Annotated in this window: 23 protein-coding genes; 15 read left to right on the top strand and 8 right to left on the bottom strand. The window is 68.2% G+C overall.

Annotated features, from left to right (window positions below; translation table 11 throughout):
• The first annotated feature begins 112 nt into the window (after positions 1-112).
• The 10 genes from BO1_RS16710 to BO1_RS16755 all read left to right on the top strand — a co-directional run bounded on the left by BO1_RS16710 (position 113) and on the right by BO1_RS16755 (position 8,259).
• Positions 113-676 (top strand): RNA polymerase sigma factor, encoded by a 564-nt coding sequence (locus BO1_RS16710; RefSeq protein ID WP_028218531.1) that lies wholly within the window; start codon positions 113-115, stop codon positions 674-676.
• Positions 673-1,110: a DUF3619 family protein gene (locus BO1_RS16715; RefSeq protein WP_028218532.1), complete on the top strand. Its 438-nt coding sequence runs from the start codon at positions 673-675 to the stop codon at positions 1,108-1,110. The genes BO1_RS16710 and BO1_RS16715 overlap by 4 nt, the downstream gene beginning before the upstream one ends.
• Before the next feature lie 17 nt (positions 1,111-1,127).
• Positions 1,128-1,940, top strand: coding sequence for a DUF3106 domain-containing protein (locus BO1_RS16720; protein WP_028218533.1), 813 nt, complete (start codon positions 1,128-1,130; stop codon positions 1,938-1,940).
• A gap of 266 nt (positions 1,941-2,206) precedes the next feature.
• Positions 2,207-2,668 carry an RDD family protein gene (locus BO1_RS16725; RefSeq protein ID WP_028218534.1) on the top strand — a complete coding sequence of 154 codons (462 nt, stop codon included), beginning with the start codon at positions 2,207-2,209 and terminating at the stop codon, positions 2,666-2,668.
• A gap of 289 nt (positions 2,669-2,957) precedes the next feature.
• Positions 2,958-3,911 (top strand): UDP-2,3-diacylglucosamine diphosphatase, encoded by a 954-nt coding sequence (locus BO1_RS16730; protein ID WP_028218535.1) that lies wholly within the window; start codon positions 2,958-2,960, stop codon positions 3,909-3,911.
• 68 nt (positions 3,912-3,979) lie between these two features.
• Entirely contained in the window at positions 3,980-5,011 is a 1,032-nt protein-coding gene (locus BO1_RS16735) for a glycosyltransferase family 4 protein (RefSeq protein ID WP_028218536.1), read from the top strand.
• 163 nt (positions 5,012-5,174) lie between these two features.
• Positions 5,175-5,837, top strand: a complete 663-nt coding sequence (locus tag BO1_RS16740; protein ID WP_043285138.1) for a diacylglycerol kinase — start codon at positions 5,175-5,177, stop codon at positions 5,835-5,837.
• A 202-nt stretch (positions 5,838-6,039) separates the two neighbouring features.
• Positions 6,040-6,771, top strand: a complete 732-nt coding sequence (locus BO1_RS16745; protein WP_028218538.1) for a TetR/AcrR family transcriptional regulator — start codon at positions 6,040-6,042, stop codon at positions 6,769-6,771.
• 5 nt (positions 6,772-6,776) lie between these two features.
• Complete coding sequence (locus tag BO1_RS16750; RefSeq protein ID WP_028218539.1) at positions 6,777-7,361, top strand: LOG family protein; 585 nt, start codon at positions 6,777-6,779, stop codon at positions 7,359-7,361.
• Positions 7,362-7,512: 151 nt separating this feature from the next.
• The gene (locus BO1_RS16755) at positions 7,513-8,259 is read left to right on the top strand and encodes an SDR family oxidoreductase (protein WP_028218540.1); all 747 of its coding nucleotides are present in this window, start codon (positions 7,513-7,515) and stop codon (positions 8,257-8,259) included.
• A gap of 64 nt (positions 8,260-8,323) precedes the next feature.
• Here BO1_RS16755 and BO1_RS16760 read toward each other — a convergent pair whose 3' ends face one another.
• From BO1_RS16760 to BO1_RS16780, 5 genes are all read right to left on the bottom strand, one after another.
• Positions 8,324-8,944 carry a DUF924 family protein gene (locus tag BO1_RS16760; RefSeq protein WP_028218541.1) on the bottom strand — a complete coding sequence of 207 codons (621 nt, stop codon included), beginning with the start codon at positions 8,942-8,944 and terminating at the stop codon, positions 8,324-8,326.
• The gene (locus BO1_RS16765; RefSeq protein ID WP_043285114.1) at positions 8,941-9,684 is read right to left on the bottom strand and encodes an alanyl-tRNA editing protein; all 744 of its coding nucleotides are present in this window, start codon (positions 9,682-9,684) and stop codon (positions 8,941-8,943) included. The genes BO1_RS16760 and BO1_RS16765 overlap by 4 nt, the downstream gene beginning before the upstream one ends.
• A 146-nt stretch (positions 9,685-9,830) precedes the next feature.
• Positions 9,831-10,241: a group II truncated hemoglobin gene (locus BO1_RS16770; RefSeq protein ID WP_028218543.1), complete on the bottom strand. Its 411-nt coding sequence runs from the start codon at positions 10,239-10,241 to the stop codon at positions 9,831-9,833.
• 187 nt (positions 10,242-10,428) lie between these two features.
• Positions 10,429-10,740 (bottom strand): Zn-ribbon domain-containing OB-fold protein, encoded by a 312-nt coding sequence (locus BO1_RS16775; protein ID WP_028218544.1) that lies wholly within the window; start codon positions 10,738-10,740, stop codon positions 10,429-10,431.
• On the bottom strand, positions 10,737-11,897 hold the full coding sequence (locus BO1_RS16780) for a thiolase family protein (protein ID WP_043285116.1): 1,161 nt from the start codon (positions 11,895-11,897) through the stop codon (positions 10,737-10,739). Before BO1_RS16780 ends, BO1_RS16775 begins: the two co-directional genes overlap by 4 nt.
• Before the next feature lie 380 nt (positions 11,898-12,277).
• On the opposite strand from BO1_RS16780, the gene BO1_RS16785 reads away from it, so the two are divergent.
• From BO1_RS16785 to BO1_RS16805, 5 genes are all read left to right on the top strand, one after another.
• A complete protein-coding gene (locus BO1_RS16785; RefSeq protein WP_028218546.1) occupies positions 12,278-13,288 on the top strand; it encodes a PDR/VanB family oxidoreductase in 1,011 nt (336 codons plus the stop codon).
• A gap of 103 nt (positions 13,289-13,391) precedes the next feature.
• Positions 13,392-14,711, top strand: coding sequence for an aromatic ring-hydroxylating dioxygenase subunit alpha (locus BO1_RS16790; RefSeq protein ID WP_028218547.1), 1,320 nt, complete (start codon positions 13,392-13,394; stop codon positions 14,709-14,711).
• A 17-nt stretch (positions 14,712-14,728) separates the two neighbouring features.
• Positions 14,729-15,220: an aromatic-ring-hydroxylating dioxygenase subunit beta gene (locus tag BO1_RS16795; RefSeq protein ID WP_028218548.1), complete on the top strand. Its 492-nt coding sequence runs from the start codon at positions 14,729-14,731 to the stop codon at positions 15,218-15,220.
• Positions 15,221-15,258: 38 nt separating this feature from the next.
• Positions 15,259-16,893: an AMP-binding protein gene (locus tag BO1_RS16800; protein WP_028218549.1), complete on the top strand. Its 1,635-nt coding sequence runs from the start codon at positions 15,259-15,261 to the stop codon at positions 16,891-16,893.
• 1 nt (position 16,894) lies between these two features.
• On the top strand, positions 16,895-17,647 hold the full coding sequence (locus BO1_RS16805) for an SDR family NAD(P)-dependent oxidoreductase (RefSeq protein WP_245643813.1): 753 nt from the start codon (positions 16,895-16,897) through the stop codon (positions 17,645-17,647).
• Between the two features lie 41 nt (positions 17,648-17,688).
• On the opposite strand, the gene BO1_RS16810 is transcribed toward BO1_RS16805, so the two are convergent.
• The 3 genes from BO1_RS16810 to BO1_RS16820 all read right to left on the bottom strand — a co-directional run bounded on the left by BO1_RS16810 (position 17,689) and on the right by BO1_RS16820 (position 21,651).
• Positions 17,689-18,234: a MarR family winged helix-turn-helix transcriptional regulator gene (locus BO1_RS16810; RefSeq protein ID WP_052409488.1), complete on the bottom strand. Its 546-nt coding sequence runs from the start codon at positions 18,232-18,234 to the stop codon at positions 17,689-17,691.
• Positions 18,235-18,337: 103 nt separating this feature from the next.
• Positions 18,338-20,857, bottom strand: coding sequence for an ABC transporter permease (locus tag BO1_RS16815; RefSeq protein WP_028218552.1), 2,520 nt, complete (start codon positions 20,855-20,857; stop codon positions 18,338-18,340).
• 179 nt (positions 20,858-21,036) lie between these two features.
• Complete coding sequence (locus tag BO1_RS16820; protein ID WP_028218553.1) at positions 21,037-21,651, bottom strand: DUF4126 domain-containing protein; 615 nt, start codon at positions 21,649-21,651, stop codon at positions 21,037-21,039.
• Between the last annotated feature and the right edge of the window lie 146 nt (positions 21,652-21,797).

Consider the following 21,797-nt stretch of genomic DNA (forward strand, 5'->3'; position numbering starts at 1 on the left):
GTAGCGCACATGCCGCCGGCTACCCCTCTCGCGCGAAAATTTGCTAGCATCCGCGAGTTTTACGACATTTTTCAAACGATTACGCGTCCCGCCTGGCGACGCCCTGCAACGGATGGCATCAGATAAGGAACTCGCCGATTTTCTGGCGGGCGTCGAAAGACGCGCGTTCAAGCAAACGGTCTACGCCGTGCGCGACGACGACGCATCGCTCGATATCGTGCAGGACGCGATGATCAAGCTCGCGGAAAAATACGGAGACCGCCCCCCCGCCGAACTCCCCCTGCTCTTTCAGCGTATTCTGCAAAATACGATGCACGACTATTTTCGTCGGCAGAAAGTACGCAATACCTGGGTGAGCCTCTTTTCCTCGCTCGGCAACTCGGAGGACGACGAATTCGACATTCTCGAGACCTTCGAGGCAGAATCGGGATCGGCGGGCGCGGAAAGCAGTGAGCAGCAGATCGAGCGCGCGCAGGTGCTCAGCCTGATCGACGAAGAGATCCAGAAATTACCGGCACGTCAACGGGAGGCGTTTCTCATGCGTTACTGGGAGGATATGGATGTCGCCGAAACCGCCGCCGCCATGGGTTGTTCCGAAGGGAGCGTGAAAACGCACTGTTCGCGGGCCACCCACACGCTGGCTCAAGCGCTCAAGGCCAAAGGAATCACGCTATGAGCTCCGCCCTCGAAAATAAAGATTTAGAGTTCGTGCAGGCGATGCGCCGCGCGCTCGACGAGAGCGCCGCGAGCCTGCCCGCCGCCACGACTGACCGTCTCGCCGCCGCCCGCAAGGCCGCGCTTGGCCACAAGAAAGCCGAGCAGCCGGTGTTCGTGCGCGTGCCGTCGTTTGCCGCCGCGGGCGTGGGCACGCTGCCCGGTGCCGCACAGGGCGGACTCAAGGCGCCGCGCCGCCGCTCGGCGCTTGCGCGCTTCGCGCTCGCCTGGCCGCTCGCGGCACTCGTGGCGGGCCTGTTCGCCATTGCGTATTTCGAAGACCAACAACGCACTGCGGAACTCGCCGATATCGACGCGGCCATGCTGAGCGACGACCTGCCGCTCACGGCCTACCTCGACCACGGGTTTAACGCGTACCTGTCACGCGCGCACTGAAGCGGGAGATTCACGGGGTGAGCTACAAGCGCGGCCTGGCCGTTGTCATTGGATCTGTGGTCGCGGCACTCGTGTCGTATGCGGCGACGTATCCGCGCTTTCATCCCGAGCCGGCGGCCGAGCCCTCTGCGGCAGCGGCGCCCGCGCAATCCCAGGCGCCCACCGCCGAAGCCACGGCTGCCATACCGTTGCCCGGCAGCGACAGCCCGCTCTCCTGGGCGCGCCTCTCGGACGCGCAGCGCGTCGCGCTCGCGCCCTTCGTCAGCGAATGGGACACTTTCAGCGACGCGCGCAAGCGCAAATGGCTGAAGATCGCTGCGCGTTACCCGAAGATGTCGCCTGAAGAGCAAAAGCGCCTGCAGGAACGCATGACCGAATGGGTGCGCATGACGCCCGAGCAGCGGCGCGTTGCGCGCGAGAACTATCAGGCCTCCAAGGAGATAACCGCCCAGGCGCGTCAACGCGCCTGGAAGGCCTACCAGCAACTCTCCGAAGAACAGAAAGAGCGCCTCGCCGCCAGCGAGCGCAAGCGCCGCACCGTGGTCAGCGCGCCGCCGAGCGGCAACAAGAGCGAAATCCGCGACATCGAGCGGCTCGTGAACGAACGCGAGCACCGCGTGCGTGCGCGCACGGCTTCAGGCGCCTCGGGCGCGACCGGCGTGCCCTCGTCCGCGCCCGCAATGCCGGGTCAGCCCGGCACTTCCGGACAGCTCGTCACGCCGCCCGCCTCGGCATTCGCGGCCAGCATCCCCGCGGCGGACAGCTTCGAGCCGGCCATTCCCGTGCCCGTGTCGCCCGCCGAGGCGCCCGCGGCATTCAAGGGGTCCTGAGCGCACAGCGCTTCTACTCACCGCTGCCCTTCGCGGTGGCCGCCACTTGCGGTTATCCTCACGGTGTCCCGTCCCTTATCGCCTTTTCGCCAGTGCGACGCCGCCCCGTGACCGAACACGTCAGTGCCACCGAGCCCGCCGCGAGCCTTGCGCAACGCTCGCCATCCGCAAATGGAGCGCCGCCTGACGCATCGCCCGGGGCGTGCGCAGAGTCCGGCTTCCAGGCGCCAGCCAAAACACCCGCCTCAGCCTTACCGCCCGTCACCGTGCGACGCAGGCTCGCTGCGCTCCTCTACGAGAGCGTGCTGCTCTTCGGCGTGATCTTTGTCGCGGGCCTCGCGTTCAGCCTCGTCCTGCAGCAACGCAACGGCTACACCCACCATCGCCTGATGGCCGCCTGGATCGCCCTCGTGGCCGGTGTCTATTTCGTCGGCTTGTGGCATCGCGGCGGGCAGACCCTGCCGATGAAGACGTGGCGCCTGCGCGTGGTCGGCCCCGACGGCGCCCCGCCCTCGGTCGCCCGCGCCACGCTGCGCTACCTCGCTGCGTGGCTGTGGTTCCTGCCGCCGCTCGCGCTGCACCCGCTCCTGAACCTCACGGTGCCGCACACGCTCGTGCTCGAAGCCGTCTGGTTCGTGGTGTGGACCGCCAGCGCGCGTTTCGCACCCGGGCGCCAGTTCCTGCACGATCGTATCGCCGGGACGCGCATCGTCGCCGTGCCGAGGTAAGCAAAGCGAGCCGCAGGGCCAGTCCGGATCGCCACGCGCAATCAAGCGCACTCACACGCAATAGCGCGCAGTCGAGCGTCTGCGCGCCGCAACGTCATCAAACCGTCACGGCACAGCGCGACAGCGCCGCCGTTGGCGCGAGGCAGCCACGCCGCCGCCAGCCCCCACGCGGCTTCGCGGGCCCCGCTCGCATCTCGCAAGGACTGCGTAACAAGACCTTCTTGTGACTGTCACGGCGACGTCATGCCCCCATGGCGCAATGCGCGTATTGCAACCTGCCGCGCGAGCCATGGCCCAGAAGACGTCCGCGACCTCACTACTCCGGCAAACCACCGGTCCGGGCGCCGATCCCGCCGCCTTCCATCCCGGTCCGGGCGCCGCGACGCCCACCCTGCCCCTGCCATCGCCGCTGAATGACGCGCCTTCTCCGAGCGCCCACGACGACGATCATCCCGCCCCGCATCGTTACCGCACGATCTGGCTCTCCGACATTCATCTCGGCACCAACGGCTGCCAGGCGAACTATCTGCTCGACTTCCTGCGCCACAACGAGTCGGAGTATCTGTATCTGGTGGGCGACATCATCGACGGCTGGCAGTTGCGCAAGGGCTGGTTCTGGCCGCAGGCGCACAACGACGTGGTGCAAAAGGTCCTGCGCAAGGCGCGCAAAGGCACCCAGGTCGTCTACATCCCCGGCAACCACGACGAAGGCGCGCGCCAGTTCTGCAACCTCGCGTTCGGCGACATCCACGTGCGCGAGGAAGCGTTCCATACGACGCTCGCCGGCAAGCGCCTGTGGGTCGTGCACGGCGATCTGTTCGACGGCGTGATCCAGCATGCCAAGTGGCTCGCCTATCTCGGCGATTCGGCCTACACCGTGATCCTCGTGCTGAACCGCTGGTTCAACCGCGTGCGCGCGAGACTGGGATTCCAGTACTGGTCGCTCTCGCAGTACCTCAAGCACCAGGTCAAGAACGCCGTGAACTTCATCTCGTCGTTCGAGCGCGTGATGACCGACGAAGCGCGCCGGCGCGGCTGCGACGGCGTGGTCTGCGGCCATATCCACAAGGCCGAGATCCGCGAGATCGACGGCATGCTCTACTGCAACGACGGCGACTGGGTGGAAAGCCTCTCGGCGCTCGTCGAAACCTTCGAGGGCGAGCTGCGCATCGTCTACTGGACGGTGATGCAGGCCCCCGAGGCGCAGGGCGTGACGCGCAAGACGCGCGTGAGCGCGGCCTGAGTCACGCGAGCCGCCTGAGTGAATCACGCGAGCCATCCCAACACACCAACCCCGAGGGCCAACGACCGATGAAAGTCATGATCGTGACCGATGCATGGGAGCCGCAAGTCAACGGCGTGGTACGAACGCTGAAGAACACCACGCGCGAGCTCATCGCGCTCGGGCATCAGGTCGAACTGCTCACGCCGCTCGAGTTCCGCACCATACCGTGCCCGACGTATCCGGAAATCAGGCTCTCGCTGTTGCCGAAGCGCCATCTGCACACGCGCATCAATGCCTTCCGCCCCGACGCGATCCACATCGCCACCGAAGGCCCGCTCGGGCTCGCCGCGCGCCGCTACGCGATCGACCACGACCTGCCGTTCACGACCGCCTATCACACGCGCTTTCCCGAATACGTGCAGGCGCGCTTCGGCATTCCGCTCCCGGCCACCTACCGCTTCCTGCGCTGGTTCCACAAGCCCTCGCTCGCGGTGATGGCGCCCACGCCCGTCGTGAAGACCGACCTCGAGAAGTTCGGCTTCACGAACGTCGTGCTGTGGACGCGCGGCGTCGATCTCGAGATCTTCGAGCCGATCGAGTCGAAGGTGCTCAACACCGCGCGCCCGATCTTCCTCTATGTCGGGCGCGTCGCCGTGGAGAAGAACGTCGAAGCCTTCCTCAAGCTCGATCTGCCGGGCTCGAAGTGGGTCTGCGGCGAAGGCCCCGCGCTCGCCGAGCTCAAGTCGCGCTACCCCCAGGCCAACTACCTGGGCGTGCTGAGCCAGCCCGAGCTCGCCAAGGTCTATGCCGCCGCGGACGTGTTCGTGTTCCCGAGCCGCACCGACACGTTCGGCCTCGTACTGCTCGAAGCGCTCGCCTGCGGCACGCCGGTGGCCGCCTACCCCGTCACGGGTCCGATCGACGTGCTCGGTGCGGGCGGCGCGGGCGCGATGAACGAGGACCTGCGCGAAGCCTGTCTCGAAGCGCTCAAGATCGACCGCGGCGCGGCGCGCGCATGGGCCGAGCGCTTCTCGTGGACGGCCGCTTCCGAGCAGTTCGCGTCGCATCTGAAGCCGCGCACGCATACGACGATGCAGGAATCGGGCGCAACCGCCTGAGCGCGGCTCGCGGCCAGCAACGAAGCCGATGACACGCCCCACCCCCGCTCCCGGCACCGACGACGAAGACGACGGCGATGGCGATGGCGGCCAGACGCTTGCAGCCACGCCCCGCGCAGCGGGGCAGGACGCATGCGATACTGCGGCATCGACTCCGATTGTTATGGCCCCACGTCCCCCGTCACCCTCCAAAGCGTCCGCAGCGCCGCACGATAGCGACACGCCGCAACCCGCTCGCCCCGATGCACGCCAAAGCACACACGGCGGTGCGGCACCCGTGCATGCGGGCGCCGCCGCGAACACAGCGCGCGCGAGCGCAGGCGCCGCCGCGCCCCAGCAGCAGCCCGGGCCGCCCGAGCCGCCGGAACCCGCGCATCTGCACGAGCCGCTCGGCCCGGACGATCCGCTCGCCCCGCTGCCGTTCAACCCCTACAAGGGCAACCGCGGCATCATGCGCGCCTGGAACGCGCTCAAATATTCGATCAAGGGTTTTCGCGTCGCCATCCGCGAAGAAAGTGCGTTTCGCCAAGAGCTCACGCTCGCGGCTATCCTCGTACCCATCGGCGTGTTCGTGCCGGTCGAACCGGTCGAGCGCGTGCTGCTGCTGGGCTCGGTCATGCTGGTGCTGATCGTCGAGCTGCTCAATTCGAGCATCGAAAACGCCGTCGACCGCATCGGTCTGGAGCGCAACGAGCTTTCGGGCCGCGCCAAGGATCTCGGCAGCGCCGCGGTGACGGTCGCGCTCCTCACCTGCGTGATGGCATGGGGCTTGATCCTCGTGCCGCGCTTCGGCCCCGCCCTGCTGCACTGGCTCGGCATGCGTTGAGCGCGTGGCCCCTGCACACGCCAGGGACAGCCCACTTGCTGCACTCATACCCCGCGTTCCGGACAGGCTGGCTTGGCGCCGGGATCGTCGGTTTATAATCGAACGACAGTCTTAAAAAACGACCACCCGCGTCCGGGCCGGCGGCGCTTCGCAGATGCGGCAGCGTTGCAGGCCCGACGCCGCACCTCCAAGGCCGGACGACATGGATGCCAAACCTCCCCGCCGTACACGCGAACGGATTCTTGAGCTGTCGTTGAAGCTGTTCAACGAGATCGGCGAGCCCAACGTCACGACGACGACCATCGCCGAGGAAATGGAGATCAGTCCAGGCAACCTGTACTACCACTTCCGCAACAAAGACGACATCATCAACAGCATCTTCAGCCAGTTCGAGCAGGAGATCGAAAAGCGTCTGCGCTTCCCGGACGACCATCGCGCCACCATCGACGAGATGTGGGCGTATCTGCAGTACATGGTCGATTTCACGTGGCGCTACCGCTTCCTCTATCGCGACCTGAACGACCTGCTCGCGCGCAACCGCACGCTGGAGATGCACTTCAAGCAGATCATCAGCCACAAGGTGCACTTCGCGAAGCAGTTCTGCGATCAGCTCGTGGAAGACGGCGAGATGGTCGCCACGCCCGCCGAGATCGACGTGATCTCGACCAATATCGGCGTGATTGCCACCTACTGGCTCTCGTACCAGTTCGTGATGAATCCGCGCAAGTACAACGACCAGGAAGCGATCCAGGAAGAGCTGCACCAGGTGAGCGTGCAGATCGTCTCGCTGATGGCGCCTTATCTGCGCGGCCGCGCGCGCCAGCTGTTCGACGACCTCGTCTCGGGCAAGCTCGAAAAGCGCGAGTTCTACGACTACCTGCCGCCGCGCGAGGGCACGACGGGGGGCGCGAGCACGAAGGACAACAAGGATTGATGCGAATGAAAGCAGTCTGCGTATATTGCGGCTCCTCGATGGGAGCCCGACCGGTCTACAACGAGGCGGCGCAGGCCTTCGGCCGCGCGCTCGTCGATGCGAACCTCGCGCTCGTCTACGGCGGCGGCAAGGTGGGCCTGATGGGCGTGATCGCCGACACCGTGATGGCGCATGGCGGCCGCGCGATCGGCGTGATTCCCGAGCTGCTGGTGGACAAGGAAGTGGGCCACAACGGCCTCACGGAGCTGCACGTCGTGCCCGACATGCATCAGCGCAAGAAAATGATGGCCGATCTCTCCGATGGCTTCGTCGCGATGCCTGGCGGCGTGGGCACGCTCGAAGAGCTGTTCGAGGTCTACACGTGGGCGCAGCTCGGCTATCACCACAAGCCGGTGGGCGTGCTCAATATCGACAGCTTCTACAACCCGCTGATCGCGCTGCTCGAGCACACCGTGAGCGAAGGCTTCATGCGCCAGGCCTATCTCGATCTGCTGCAGATCGACAGCGATCCCGCCGCGCTGATCGGCAAGCTCAAGCGCTACCACGCGCCCGCCAAGGACAAGTGGGCGGATCTGCGCGAGAACGTTTGAGCCCGGGCGACTCTGAGGCTGCGCGCCCTTCGCTTCGCGAGGTGCGCGTCCAGAAGCTTTGCGTGGGGCCAGGGGGTCTGCCCAGGCTCGGAGCCAGCTCTCCAGCCGGCACCTGAAGCACCCGGTCCCGTCGACAGGAGGTGACTGACAGATGGGCAAGGTCGTTCTAATCACCGGCGCGAGCCGCGGCATCGGCCGCGCGTGCGCGCGGCTGCTCGGCGCGCACGGCTGGACCGTGGGCGTGAATTATCTGCACAACGAACCGGCTGCCGAAGAAACCGCGGCCGAGGTCGGCCGCGCGGGCGGCCACGCACGCGTGCTGCGCGGCGACGTGGCCAGCGAAGCCGATGTGGTCGCGATGTTCGATACGCTCGAATCGGCGTACGGGCGCATCGATGCGCTCGTGAACAACGCCGGCATCGTCGCGCCCTCGTCGCGCGTCGCCGACATGGACGCCGAGCGCCTCAAACGCATGTTCGACGTGAACGTCTACGGCGCATTCCTGTGCGCGCGCGAAGCGGCGCGGCGCATGTCGAAGGACCGCGGCGGCGATGGCGGCGCGATCGTCAATGTGTCGTCGGCCGCGTCGCGGCTCGGCTCGCCCAACGAGTACGTCGACTACGCGGCCTCCAAGGGCGCCATCGACACGATGACGATCGGCCTCGCCAAGGAGCTCGGCCCGCAGGGCGTGCGCGTGAACGCGGTGCGGCCCGGACTCATCGACACGGAGATCCACGCGAGCGGCGGCCGGCCCGGGCGCGCGGCCGTGCTCGGCGCGCAAACGCCGCTCGGGCGGCCGGGCAGCGCCGACGAAGTGGCGCAAACGATCGTGTGGCTCTTGAGCGATGCGGCGTCGTACGTGACGGGCGCCCTGCTCGACGTGAGCGGCGGGCGCTGAACGAGCGCCGGGAAAAACGCCGGGCAGTTGCAAAAACGCCGCCCGGCGCCACAGGGCGTTTCCGCTAGAACGACGAGCCCGGCTCGCGCAGGAACGCGGCTTCGGCGTCGCTGCTCGGGCGGCCAAGCTGCGCATTGCGGTGCGGGAAGCGCCCGAAGCGCTCGATGACCGCGGCGTGGCGCAGCGCGTAATCGTAGTACCCCTTGGCTTCCGGATCCTGCGCAAGCTCGCCGAAGAGCCGCAACGACTCGCGCTGCGCATCGGCCGATTCCGCATGCTCGAACGGCAGATACGCGAACACGCGGTGCTGGAGGCTCGGCAGGCGCAGATCGGCGCCGCTTTCCACCATCGCGCGCGCGATGCCGAGCGCCTTGTCGTCCGCCGAAAACGCGTGCGGCGTGCCGCGATGGCAGTTGCGCGAGAACTGGTCGAGCAGGATCACGAGCGCCAACGCGCCTTCGGGCGTCGCGCTCCACGCATCGAGCTCGCCTGAGCGCGCGGCGTCGAGCAACGCGCCGAAGCGCTCGCGCAAGGACGCGTCGAACGCCTTGTCCTTGTGGAACCACATCTTGCGCTCACGGCCGAACGCTTCCGAACCTGGCACGCCGAACCAAAAGTCGAGCACCTCGCGGGCGCGCGGATCGAGCACCTCGTGAGCGTGAGCGGCGTTCGGCGCGACGCTCATTCGGCCAGTTCCAGCACGAGCCGGCGCGTGCGTGCACTCTTCTTCTCGAGCTTCGCCACGCGCAAGCGGCCGATTTCTTCGGTGTTGCGCACGTGGGTGCCGCCGCACGGCTGCAGATCGATACTCTCGATGCGCAAGAGCCGCACGCGCCCGAGCCCCATCGGCGGCTTCACGCTCATCGTGCGCACGAGCTCGGGGCGCTGCAGCATTTCGTCGTCGGTGATCCATTCGGTGGCGACGCGATGCGCCCCCGCCACCAGCTCGGCCAGACGCGCCTCGACCATTTCGCGCTCGATCGGCTCGACGGTCGCGAAGTCCAGACGCGCGTAGTCCATCGTGATGCTGCAGCCGTCCACCGCATAGGGCAGCACCGCGCACATCAGATGGCTCGCCGTGTGCAGGCGCATATGCCGATGACGGCGTGCCCAGTCGATCTCCGCGCGCACGCGCTCGCCGGCAACGAGGCGCGCGAGCAGCGCCTCCTGGCCCGGTGCGGGGACGTGCAGCGCGTCGTCGGGCGTCGCACCTTCGAACTTGGCCTTGCGCGTGTCGGCGATCTCGATGCGCGTGCCGTCGGCGAGCACGAGCGCGCCGGTGTCGCCGGCCTGTCCGCCGCCAAGCGGATAGAACACGGTCTGGTCGAGCCGTACGCCGTCCTCGCCGACGGCGATCACCGTGGCGTCGCACTGTGTGAGATAGGCGTCTTCGCGAAAGAGTGCGCGGGTGGGAGATGTCGTCATGGGGATCTGATCCTCGCTTGGGTCCCGAATCCTGAATTATGGCGACGCACGCACCGGCCCAAAATGCAGACTGTGCGCGCGGCACCACCGGACTGTACCGGCGCTTTTACCGGAACAATCGGTTCACTCGCTGCTCGGGCCCTGCATCAGCCCGGACGATTGCGCATCCAGTCCGCGGTATCGAAGAACGAATGCAGCAGGCGCTCGCGCAGCGCCTCGGGCAGCCCGACGTCGTCCATCGCCCAGGCCATGCAGCGCAGCCACTGGTCGCGCTCGGATGAAGCAATGGCGAACGGCAGGTGACGCGCGCGCAGGCGCGGATGGCCGAAGCGCTCGATGTAGTGGTCCGGGCCGCCGAGCCAGCCGCACAGGAACCAGAACAGCTTGTCGCGCGAGCCGTCGAGCGTCTGCGGGTGCATCGCGCGGATGCCGGCAAACTCGGGTTCGAGGTCCATCAGGTCATAGAAGCGGTCGACGAGCTCGCGCACGCGCGCCTCGCCGCCGACGAGTTCGAAGGCCGTGGGCTGCTGCGGCGCTTCGTCGGCTGGATCGGTCATACGGTTCAATCGCTACAAAAACTCAGGCGGCAAGACGCGTGGCGCCCTGCCGGGGAAAGCTGCATTTTCGCACGGCGGCGCAGGCGGCGCGCGCCGCGCCTGCCTGCGCCTGCCTGCGCCTGCCTACGCCTGCCTGAGCCTTCCCGCGCCTTCCCGCGCTGTGCTCGCGGCGCTCGCGTTGTGACGTCTAGCGCGCTCGCGCCCACACCCGCATGGCGTCGTCGATGGCGAGCGCCACCGCGTCACCTGCGCACAGCGCCGTTTCGCTGCGTGCGATCACCACCGGTCCCGCCAGCGTGCGCACGCTGGCGAGGTACACGTCGCCCGCGCCCTCCGCCCCCACGCGATGCCGCACCACCGTGCTCTCCTCCACGGCACCGCCGGCCGTGGGCTCGCTCGACCACTGCGCCGCGCCGCAGCGCGGGCAACGGTAGCGCGCCGGAAACACGGCCTCGCCGCAGGCATTGCAGCGCTGAATCGCCAGAACCGTCTCGCTCATGCTGGGCTCCTCTCAAGCACGACGGCGTTCGCACACATGCCGTAGCGATACTGCACCATGCCATAGCCGCTCGCGAGCGCGAGCCGCGCCTCGTGCACCTGACGCGCACCCGCCTCGCCCTGCAACTGCCGGATCGCTTCCACGAGCCCGTGCATGCTGGCCGCCGCGCCCGCCTGCCCTGCCGAAAGCTGTCCGCCCGAGGTATTCACCGGCAACTCGCGCGACGCGATGCGCGCAATCAGCGCGCGCAGGTCGCCGTCGGGCGCGAAGCCCAGGTCGGCGAGCTGGATCAGCGTCATCACCGGATAGTCGTCGTAGACCGAGATCATGTCGATGTCGGCTGGCGTGGCTCCGGCCTGCTTCCAGAGCGCATCGGCGAGCGCGGCGAGGCCGGTCTCAAGGCCGTCGCCCGCTTGATGATCGGGGTTGTAGCGGCATTGCAGCGCGCGCACGTGGAGTGGCGCGCGCGCCTGCGTTTTCACGAGATCCGCGCGTGCCACCACGACGGCGTTCGCGCCACACACCACGGGCACGCAATCGAAGCGCCCGAGCGGATCGGCCACGCGCGGCGCCGCCAGATAGTCGTCGAGCGTGAGCGGCGTGCGGTACACCGCGCCCGGATTGAGCCCGGCCCACTCGCGCTGCGCCACGCACAACGTGCCGTAGTCGCGCGCCTCTAGCCCGTAGCGCCGCGCGTGGCGCTGCGTGAGCATCGCGAAGAGGCTGTTCGGTCCGCCGTTCTCGAGCGGCCGCAGATACGTGCGCGTCGTGAGGTTGTAGTGCTCGACCAGTTGCCGGAAATCGGCGGCCTCGAAGCGGTCGCCGGACAGCAGGACGATGACCGAGGCATCGCCGTGCTGCACCGCGCGAATCGCGTGCTGCAGCATGTTGATCGCGCTCGCGCCGCCGTGGCAATCGTCCATGCACCAGCGCGGACTGATGCCCAGCCGCCAGGCCATGTCGATCGCGTGATCAGGCGCGAGCGTGAACGACGCCACGCCGAGCCCATCCACCTCGCGCGCATCGAACCCCGATTGCGCGAGCGCCAGTGCAAACGCCTGCGCGAGCAAATCGCCGGTCGTGTGCTCCGGCGCCTGGCGGCGGTAGGGCACCTCCACGCCGCAGACCACGGCCGCGCCGTCGAAATCAGATTGCATGTCCCCTCCTCGCGCGGCAGGCCGCCGTGCGCATCCTGTCCCTGTTCATCTTGCCTCGACTCCTCAGCGGTTGCCCGCCGTCTCCACGTTGTCCGACGCGTCGCGCTGCTTCGCCTCGGGAGCGCCCGCCTTGACAGCCGGTTTTTTTCATTATCCAATAAAACACATGAATTTTCATATTTTCGAATCTAAAGGGTTTACGCGCAGATCGCCTTCGCGACGCGCCAGTCCCGCCGATCGAAACACGTAGCGCCACCTCGCCACGCGAGCCGCACACGGCGGCCGCCACGGCTTCGTGGACCGCTCAGGAGACGCCGCATGACCGCTTTCATGACACCCCGGATTGCCCGCCGCTGCGCCATCGCACGAGGAGCCTCGAAATGAGTGCCGCGCCCGTCACCGATGCCTTCGACGTCATCGTCGAGTCCGTGGAGCCGCTCAGCTCGCACATCACCTCGTTCCGCCTGCGCGCGCCCGACGGCCGCGCGCTGCCCGGCTTTGCCGCGGGCGCGCATATCCGCGTGCAGGTGGGCGAAGGCAGCGATGCGTGGCGCGCTTATTCGCTCGTCAATCTCGCGTCCGACGCCTGCACCGCGTGCGAGCGCGCGCCCGACCACTACCTGATCGCCGTGCGCCGCGAAGACGCGGGCGCAGGCGGATCGCTGTGGATGCACACCCACGTGCGCGTGGGGCACACGCTGCGCATCGCGCCGCCCGTGAACGCGTTCGCGCTCGAGCACGACCACGCGGACGCCGACGCCGTGCTGATCGCAGGCGGCATCGGCATCACGCCGATTGCCTCGATGGCCGCCGTGCTCGCTGCGCGCGGGTGCCGCTACGGCTTGCACTACACCGGGCGCTCGATCTCGCAACTCGCTTTCGTCGACGCACTGCGCGCGCTCGCCGGCGAGCATCTCCATCTCTACGGCGACGACGAACCCGGCGAGGTGAACCGCTTCGACCTCGCGCGCCTCTTCGCCACGCTCACGCCAGGCCAGCCGCTCTATGTGTGCGGCCCGCAGGGCCTGATCGACGCGGTCATCGCGCTCGCCACGCAACGCGGCTGGCCGCGCGAGCGCATCCGCTCCGAGCTGTTCGCGGCCGCGGCGCCCCAGGCCGGCGACGCCGCGTTCGAAGTCGAGCTGCGCCAGACCGGCATGACGCTCAACGTGGCCCCCGCGCAGACGATCCTCGACGCAATGCTCGACGCCGGTCTCGATCCGCTCTACGACTGCAAGCGCGGCGAATGCGGCGTGTGCCAGGTGGGCGTGATCGAAGGGGAAGTCGAGCACCGCGACTATTGCCTGAGCGAGGCCGAGAAGCGCTCGGGGAAGGTCATGCATATCTGCGTGTCGCGCGCCCGCGCGGCGCGCCTCGTAATCGACGCATAGGCGCGACGCATAAACGCGACCCATAAGCGCGACCCATAAGCGCGACGCACTAGCACGCGCGCCCCGCAACACAACGCACCCAGCCCCAGCCAAGGAGCCCACCATGCCCCGCTATCGCGAAGACGCCACGGCGCTCGCCGCGCTCGTCGAACCCGATCAGGTTCACCGCGACGTCTATCTGGACCAGGAAGTGTTCGACCTCGAAATGGAGCGGCTCTTTCACCGCACCTGGGTCTATCTCGGCCACACGAGCCAGGTGCCCAACGCAGGCGACTACCTCACCGTCGATATCGCGAAAGAGCCGCTCGTGATGGTGCGCCAGGCCGACGGCAGCGTGCGCGTGCTGAAGAACCGCTGCGCGCACAAGGGCGCGAAGCTCGTGAGCGCGCCCCATGGCAACACCGGCAAGTTCTTCCGCTGTCCTTACCATGCGTGGACCTACAAGACCGACGGCAAGCCGCTCGCGATTCCGCTGAAGAACGGCTACGAAGGCACGCGCATGAGCGAATGCCCCTCGGGACAAGGCCTCACCGCCGTCGCGAACGTAGAGACGTATCGCGGCTTTGTGTTCGTGCGCCTGTCCGATGAAGGCCCGTCGTTCAGCGAGTATTTCGGCGACTCGCTCTCGTCCATCGACAACATGGCCGACCGCTCGCCCGAAGGCGAGCTGGAAATCGCGGGCGGCTGCCTGCGCTACGTGCACAACTGCAACTGGAAGATGTTCGTCGAAAACCTCAACGACACGATGCATCCGATGGTGGCGCACGAGTCGTCGGCGGGCACGGCGAAAAAGCTCTGGGACGGCAAAAGCGCCGAAGAGCCGAAGCCGATGGCGATCGAGCAGTTCGTGCCGTTCGTGTCCGACTACGGGTTCTTCGACGGCATGGGCGTGCGCGTTTTCGAGAACGGGCACAGCTACACGGGCGTGAACTTCTCGATCCATTCGAGCTACTCGGCGCTGCCCGAGTACGAGCAAACGCTCGCCGCCGCCTGGGGCGAAGAGAAGGCGAAACAGGTGCTCGGTACCGCGCGGCACAACACGGTCTACTACCCGAGTCTCACGATCAAGGGCGCCATCCAGGCGATCCGCGTGGTGCGCCCGATCGCGCCGGACAAGACGCTGATCGAATCGTGGACCTTCCGCCTGAAGGGCGCACCCGACGTGCTGCTGCAACGCACGCTCACGTATTCGCGCCTCATCAATTCGCCGATGTCGGTGGTGGGCCACGACGACCTGCACGCGTACCGCGCGATCCAGGAAGGGCTCGCCGCAAACGGCAATGCATGGGTGAGCCTGCACCGCGACTATCGCGCCGACGAAAGCGAGGCGCAGGACTTCACCGTCAATGGCACGAGCGAGATCTCGATGCGCAACCAGTTCCGTGCATGGGCGCGCTACATGGCGCCTCACGCCGCGAAATAATTCCAGGGGACCCAGCGATGACAACCGCAACACATGACCCGGCCCTGCGCGAGACGCTGATCGACTTCGTCTACCGCGAGGCGCGCCTCATCGACGAGAAGCAGCTCGACGCGTGGTACGAGCTGTTCGCCGAAGACGGCCTCTACTGGGTCCCGCTCGCGCCCGATCAGCGCGACGGCCTCAATCACGCCTCGCTGATGTACGAGGACCGCCTGCTGCTCAAGCTGCGCATCGAACGCCTGAAGCAGCCGCGCGCCTACTCGCAGCAGCCCGAAAGCCGCTGCCAGCACGTGCTGCAGCGCCCTGAGATCGAATCGGCCGGCGCCGATGGCTATCGCGTGCGCACGCCATTCTTCTATGCCGAAGCGCGCGGCGACGAGCAACTGGTCTTCACCGGGGTCGTGCGCCATCAGCTCGTCGAGGAAGGCGGCGCGCTGCGCATCCGCGAAAAGCGCATCGACCTGCTCAATTGCGACGCGGCGCTGCCGTCGGTCCAGCTCTTCATGTGAGGCACGCGGTGAACCACGAACCACGCCATCCCGATTCGTTGCCCTATCAGTCCGTGTATGCGGCTTTTGCAGCCAGCGCGGCGCGCTATCCCGATCACGACTTCCTCGTTGTCCTGCCGGAGACCGCGCAGATCTACGGCATCGATGCGCAAACGCTGCGCTACGGCGTTGCGCTCGCTCGCGTGGACGCCCTCGCCTCACGCTACCGCGCGGCAGGCTTCGGGCCCGGGCATCGCGCGGGCCTGATGCTCGAGAACCGCCCCGCGTTCTTCCTGCACTGGCTCGCGCTGAACGCGCTCGGTGTCTCGGTCGTGCCGCTCTCCACCGAGCTGCGCGCGGCCGAGCTCGAATACATCACGGGCCATAGCGAGCTCGATCTCGCCATCGTGCCCGCGGCACGTCATGCCGATTTGCGCGCGGCCGCGCTGGCCGCACAACGCAGCGTCGCGATCTGCGCAGGCGATGCCGATGGCGATGAAGCAGCCATCCCGCACGCCGCCACCGCACCACGCGCGCACACGCCAGACGCCGATACCGAATGCGCGCTGCTCTACACCTCGGGCACGACGGGCCGCCCGAAAGCCTGCGTGCTGCCCAACGAGTACTTCCTGCTCGCAGGCCTCTGGTACAACCGCATCGGCGGCCTGTGCACCTTGCGGCCCGGCGTCGAGCGCCTCATCACGCCGCTGCCGATGACGCACATGAACGCGATGGCCTATTCGACCATGGCGATGATCCTCGCGGGCGGCGCCATCGTCGCGCTCGACCGCTTTCATCCGCGCAGCTGGTGGGAGAGTGTGCGTGACGCGCGCGCGACCGTGATCCACTATCTCGGCGTGATGCCGGCCATGTTGCTGGGCGCGCCGCAAAGCACGCACGACCGCGAGCACGCGGTGCGCTTCGGCTTTGGCGCAGGCGTCGACAAGACCCTGCATGCGCCGTTCGAAACCCGCTTCGGCATCTCGCTGCTCGAAGCCTGGGCGATGACCGAAACCGGCTCGGGCGCCGTGGTGATCGCCAACCGCGAGCCGCGCAACGTCGGCATGTCGTGCTTCGGCAGGCCGGAGGCGGCGCTTCAGGCGCGCATCGTCGGCGACGATGGGCAGCCCGTGCGGGCAGGCGAGCCTGGCGAGCTGCTCGTGCGCGCAAACGGCGATAACCCGCACCGTGGCTTCTTCCGCGAATATCTCAAGGATGCCGAAGCAACGGCGGCTGCCTGGGAAGGCGGCTGGTTCCATACCGGCGACATCGTCCGGCAGGACGCCGACGGCCAGATGTACTTCGTCGACCGCAAGAAAAACGTGATCCGCCGCAGTGGCGAGAACATCTCGGCGGTCGAGGTCGAGAGCGTGCTGCGCAAGCATCCGTGCGTGGCCGATGTGGCCGTCGCGGCCACGCCCGATGCGGTGCGCGGCGACGAAGTGCTCGCCTGCATCGTTACACGCGAGCCGCTGCGCGAGGCCGAACGCGCCACGCGCGCCGACGAGCTCGTGCAGCTCTGCCTCGAACAACTCGCTTACTTCAAGGCGCCCGGCTATGTCGCGTTCGTCGATGCGCTGCCGCTGACCGGCACGCAGAAGGTCCAGCGCGCCGCGCTCAAGGACCTCGCGCGCACGCTGCCCGGCACGCCGTGCTGCATCGACACGCGCGCCATGAAGAAGCGCCAGGACTGACATGACGAACACCCTCGGCAAGGAAAACGCCATGAACCGCGCAGCCATCGTCACCGGCGGCAATACCGGCATCGGCCGGGCGATCGTCGAGCATCTGCTCGAAGCCGGCTATGAAGTGATCTCGCTCGACCTGCGCGCCGACGCGCCGGGCCACGCGCGCCTGTCGACCGTCGAGGTCGATCTCTGTGACGCGGCGGCCACGCGCGAGGCCGCGGCCGAGATCGCCGCGCGCCATGCGCCCACCACACTGATCCACAACGCCGGTGCGATCCGCCCGGCGCTGCTGCCCGACGTCGCGCACGAGGACCTGCTCGCGCTCACGAACCTGCATCTCGCCGCGCCCATTGCGCTCGCGCAGGCCATGCTGCCCGCGATGCGCGCACAGCGCTTCGGCCGTCTCGTGCTGGTTTCGTCGCGCGCGGCGCTCGGGCTCGCCACGCGCACGGCCTACTCGGCGACCAAAGCGGGCATGCTCGGCCTCGTACGCACCTGGGCGCTCGAGCTCGGGCCGCTCGGCGTAACCGCGAACGCCATCGCGCCCGGCCCGATCCAGACCGACATGTTCCACGAGATCGTGCCCGCCGACAGCCCGAAGGTCGCGCAAATCGCCGCCGGCATCCCGGTCGGGCGCCTCGGCCAGCCCGACGACATCGCGCGCGCCGCGATGTTCTTCGCCGCGCCGGAAAACGGCTTCGTCACGGGGCAGACGCTTTACGTGTGCGGCGGCACGAGCACGGGCAGCCTCGCGCTCTGATGCGCATGTGACGATCCCATGCGCGCGCTAAGGCGCGCGCCCTACTTCGAATGCTGCTCGATCAGCTGCCGCAGAACGTCGACAAAGATCTTCGCGGTCTCGGGCGCGAATGGCAGCAGCACCGAAGCCTCGTGCTCCAGTGCGAGCACCACGAGTTCCGCGGCGAGCGCGCTGCCGTGCGGCGTGAGCGCGACGAGCGTGCGGCGGCGGCTCGCCGGATCCTCCTGGCGCTCGACCAGCCCCGCTGCCTCCATGCGGTCGATCAGCTTGCTGACGGTGGGCTGCTTCGCGAGGATCACGCGGCCCAGGTCGCCCATCGGCAGGGAACCGTCGGAGAGGCACGCGAGCACGCGCCATTGCAGGACCGGAATCTTCTTGCGCGCGAGCGTCGCGTGGAATTCGTCGGAAATGAGGCTGCTCGCGCGCGCGAGCAGCGCGGCGAGATAAGTGTCGAGAAAGCGCAGCGGCGCGGCTTCGGGCGCAGACGGGCCCGTCTGGGCGGAAGCCGCGTCCGGCTTCGTCGTGCGCGTGGTGGTGCGCTTTGATGCGCGCCTGGGTGTCGGCTTTGGTGTCGATTGGGTATTCATGGCATCGGCGGAAAAAGCCCCGGCATCATATGCCGAAATCCGCGCCGATGGCACGCCCGACGCATCACGCGCGCCCGACGCACGCCGCTGCGCCCTGTGCCCTTCACGCGTCGCGCAACGACTGCAGCGCGGGCCGCGCGAGCACGTGCCGCAGGCTGATCCACCCGCCCACGCCCGCACAGGCCACGCCCGCCGCGATGCCCGCGGGCACGAGCCACGGATCGAACGCGAGATAGAAGTTGAACACGCGCGTGGCGAGCACCGATCCCACGATCTGCGCGCCCACCGCCGCCATGAGCCCCGCGAGCGCGCCCACGGCGATGAACTCCGCCACCTGCACCGAGCGCACCTGCGCGTGCGATGCCCCCAGCGCGCGCAACAGCGCCGACTCGCGCATGCGCTCGTCGCGCGTGCCCGCGAGCGCCGCATAGAGCACGAGCACGCCCGCCGCGAGCGTGAAGAGAAACAGGAACTGCACCGCGCCGATCACCTGTTCCAGCATGCGCTGGATCTGTGCGAGGATCGGTCCGACGTCGATGGCGGTCACGTTCGGATACTGCGCGACGAGCCCGTCCACCACGGCGCGCTGCGTTTCGGGCAAGTGGAAGCTCGTGATGTAGGTGGCCGGGAAGTCGCGCAGCAGCGCGGGCGGCATCAGCACGAAGAAGTTCACCTTGAACGAGCCCCAGTCGAGCTTGCGCACGCTCGTCACCGGTGCCGTCACTTCGAGACCGGTCACGTCGAAGGTCAGCACGTCGCCGGGCTTCACGCCGATCAGCTTCGCGAGCCCCTGCTCGATCGACAGCTGCGGCGCGCTCGAATCCCCATACCACGTGCCTGCCGCGATGCGGTTGTCGTCGGGCAGCTGCGTCGTGTACGAGAGGTTGAACTCGCGATCGACGAGGCGGCGCGCATCCTCGCTCTTGTAGTGCGCGGGGTCCACAGGCTTGCCGTTGATCGTGACGAGACGCCCACGCACCATCGGCTCGAGATCGGCGCTGGCAATGCCGTGTGCCTTGAGCCACGCGGCCACGGCGTCGTGCTGGGCGGGCTGGATATCGATGAGGAATTCGTTGGGCGCGTCGGGCGGCGTGGACTTGCGCCAGCCCTCGATCAGGTCGTTGCGCGTCATCGCGATAAGCAGGAGGCACATCAGGCCGATCGCGAGCGAGGTGATCTGCAGCGCGCTCGCGCCGGGCCGCCGTTCGAGCGACGCGAGCGCGTAGCGCCAGCCCACGCCCGCACGCGCCTCGAGGCCGTTGCGCTGGCTGCGTGCCACGCGCGCGGCGCCCCAGAGCGCGAGCCGCGCCACGGCCGCGAACACGACGAGGCCCAGCGCAAAACCACCCGCGACGATGCCGCCGAGCTTGAGCTCGCCCGCCGCGATCACGAGCAGCCCCGCAAACAGCGCGATGCCGATGGCGTAAGCGGCCCACGCGGTGCGGCTCTCGTCGCCCCACTCGCGGCGCAGCACCCGCACGGGCGGCACGCGCGTGAGCGGCAAGAGCGGCGGCAACGCGAAACCGAGCAGCAGCACGAGGCCCGCCGCGAGGCCTTCGAGCGCGGGCAGCGGCCCCGGGTACGGCAGCACGACTTCGATCATGCTGCCGAGCCACGCGAGCAGCGCGAGATGGCCCGCATAGCCGAGCGCCACGCCAATCGCGCCGCCCACGAGCCCGAGGCCCGTGAATTCGAGCACGAAGAGCGCGCGCAGCGTGCGCTGGCTCGCGCCGAGGCAGCGCATCGCGGCGCAGCCATCGAGATGACGGCGCATATAGCGGTGCGCGGCCATCGCGATCGCCACGGCCGCCAGCAGCGCCGTGAGCAGCGAGACGAGCGTGAGGAAGTGGCGCGCCCGGTCGAGCGTCTCGCGCACCTGCGGCTGGCCGTCCTGCAGCGATTCGAGGCCGACGCCGCGCATCTTGCCGCCGTCGACGCGCGCGTGGGCCCACGCGGCGAACTGCGCGACGGCCGGATCGGCGCCGGCCACCAGCAGCCGGTACGTCACGCGGCTGCCGTAGCCCGTGAGGCCTGTGGAGGGAAGATCCGCAGCGTTGAGCATCAGGCGCGGCGAGAAGTTCACGAACGAAAAGCCGCGGTCGAGCTCACGCGTGATCAGCGCGCCGACTGTGAAGGCGCGCGTCCCGACCCTCACCTGGCTGCCCACGTGCACCTTGAGCGCGTCGAGCAGTTGCTGATCGACCCAGACGGTGCCGGGCGGCGGAATGCCCTGCGCCACGTGATCGGGGGCACCGGGCGCGGCGGCGATGCGCAACGCGCCGCGCAGCGGATAGCCGGGCGAGACCGACTTGACCGCGGCGAGGCGCGTGGGCGTCTGGCCGTCCGGGACACCCGGCGCTGCTTCGGCGCTCACCATGCTCGGAAAGATCGCGGTGGTCGCGGCATGCAAGGCGAGCGACTGCGCCTCGCGCGCGAACGACGGATCGACGGGATGATCGGCGCGCACGATGAAGTCGGCGGCGATCATGCCGCGTGCGTCGCGCTCGAGCCCGCGCTGGAGCCGATCGGCAAGAAATCCCACGCTCGAGAGCGCCGCCACGGCCAGCACGAGCGCCAGCAACAGCATGGTCAGCTCACCCGCGCGCCAGTCGCGCGCACTCATGCGCGCGGCAAGGCGCACGAGATCGGACCAGCCGAGGGTGGAGCGTGCGACGGCAGGTGGAATCGCGCCTGCGCCGCCACGCGGCGCCTCACCGCCCGAGCGGGGCGGTGAGGCCGTTGAGCGGCCGGGATGGCCGCCTGCCGCAGCGTTCGATGGAGACGAGGAAGGCCCGGTGCCGCTCAATCGTGACGGCTCCGCAGCGAGAAACGCGACACCATATGGGTCGCCATGCCCCGAAAACCGCCCTGCACGCCGCGCCACAGGCGCGGCAGCGCCCACGCGGCCACCAGCAGGAAGGCCACGAGCAGCACCAGAAACAGCAGCGGCGCGAAGAGCGCGAGCAGCACGCCGACGAAGGTCATGCCGTCTTCCGCGCCGGAGGTGACGACGTTCGACACCGGCTCGGGCGAGAGATTGATGAGCGCGCGTGTGCCGGCCTTGGCCAGATGCGCGGTGCCGGCGAGCGTGCCGCCGGCGAGCGCCGCGACGGTGAGCAGCGCCGGATCGGCATGACCGAGCGCGCCGGCCGCCAGCACCGCGCCGGCGGGAATACGGATGAAGGTATGCACGGCGTCCCAGAGCGAATCGAACGCGGGGACTTTATCGGCGAGGAATTCGAGCACCGTGAGCGCGGCGGCGACGCTGATCACCCAGGGGGAAGCCAGGATTGCAAGCGTGTCAGGCAGATGGATGAGGCCCAGACGTTGCAGCACACCGGCCATCAGGACCGTGAGGTAGAGGCGCAGACCGCTGCCCCAGGACAGGCCTGCGGCAAGCGAAAGGGGTTCCAGCATGACTGCCTCCTCGCGCGAGGCGCGCGCGGCGCGCTTCCCCACGAATCAGGCATGGCGCGACGCAAAGACATGCGCGGCGCCAGGCGTTATCGGGCGCGGAGTGTTATCGGGGTTGGGGGTGATGACCGTTCCATTATAGCCACGCT

The organism is Paraburkholderia oxyphila NBRC 105797 (assembly GCF_000685075.1).
Classification (GTDB): Bacteria; Pseudomonadota; Gammaproteobacteria; order Burkholderiales; family Burkholderiaceae; genus Paraburkholderia; species Paraburkholderia oxyphila.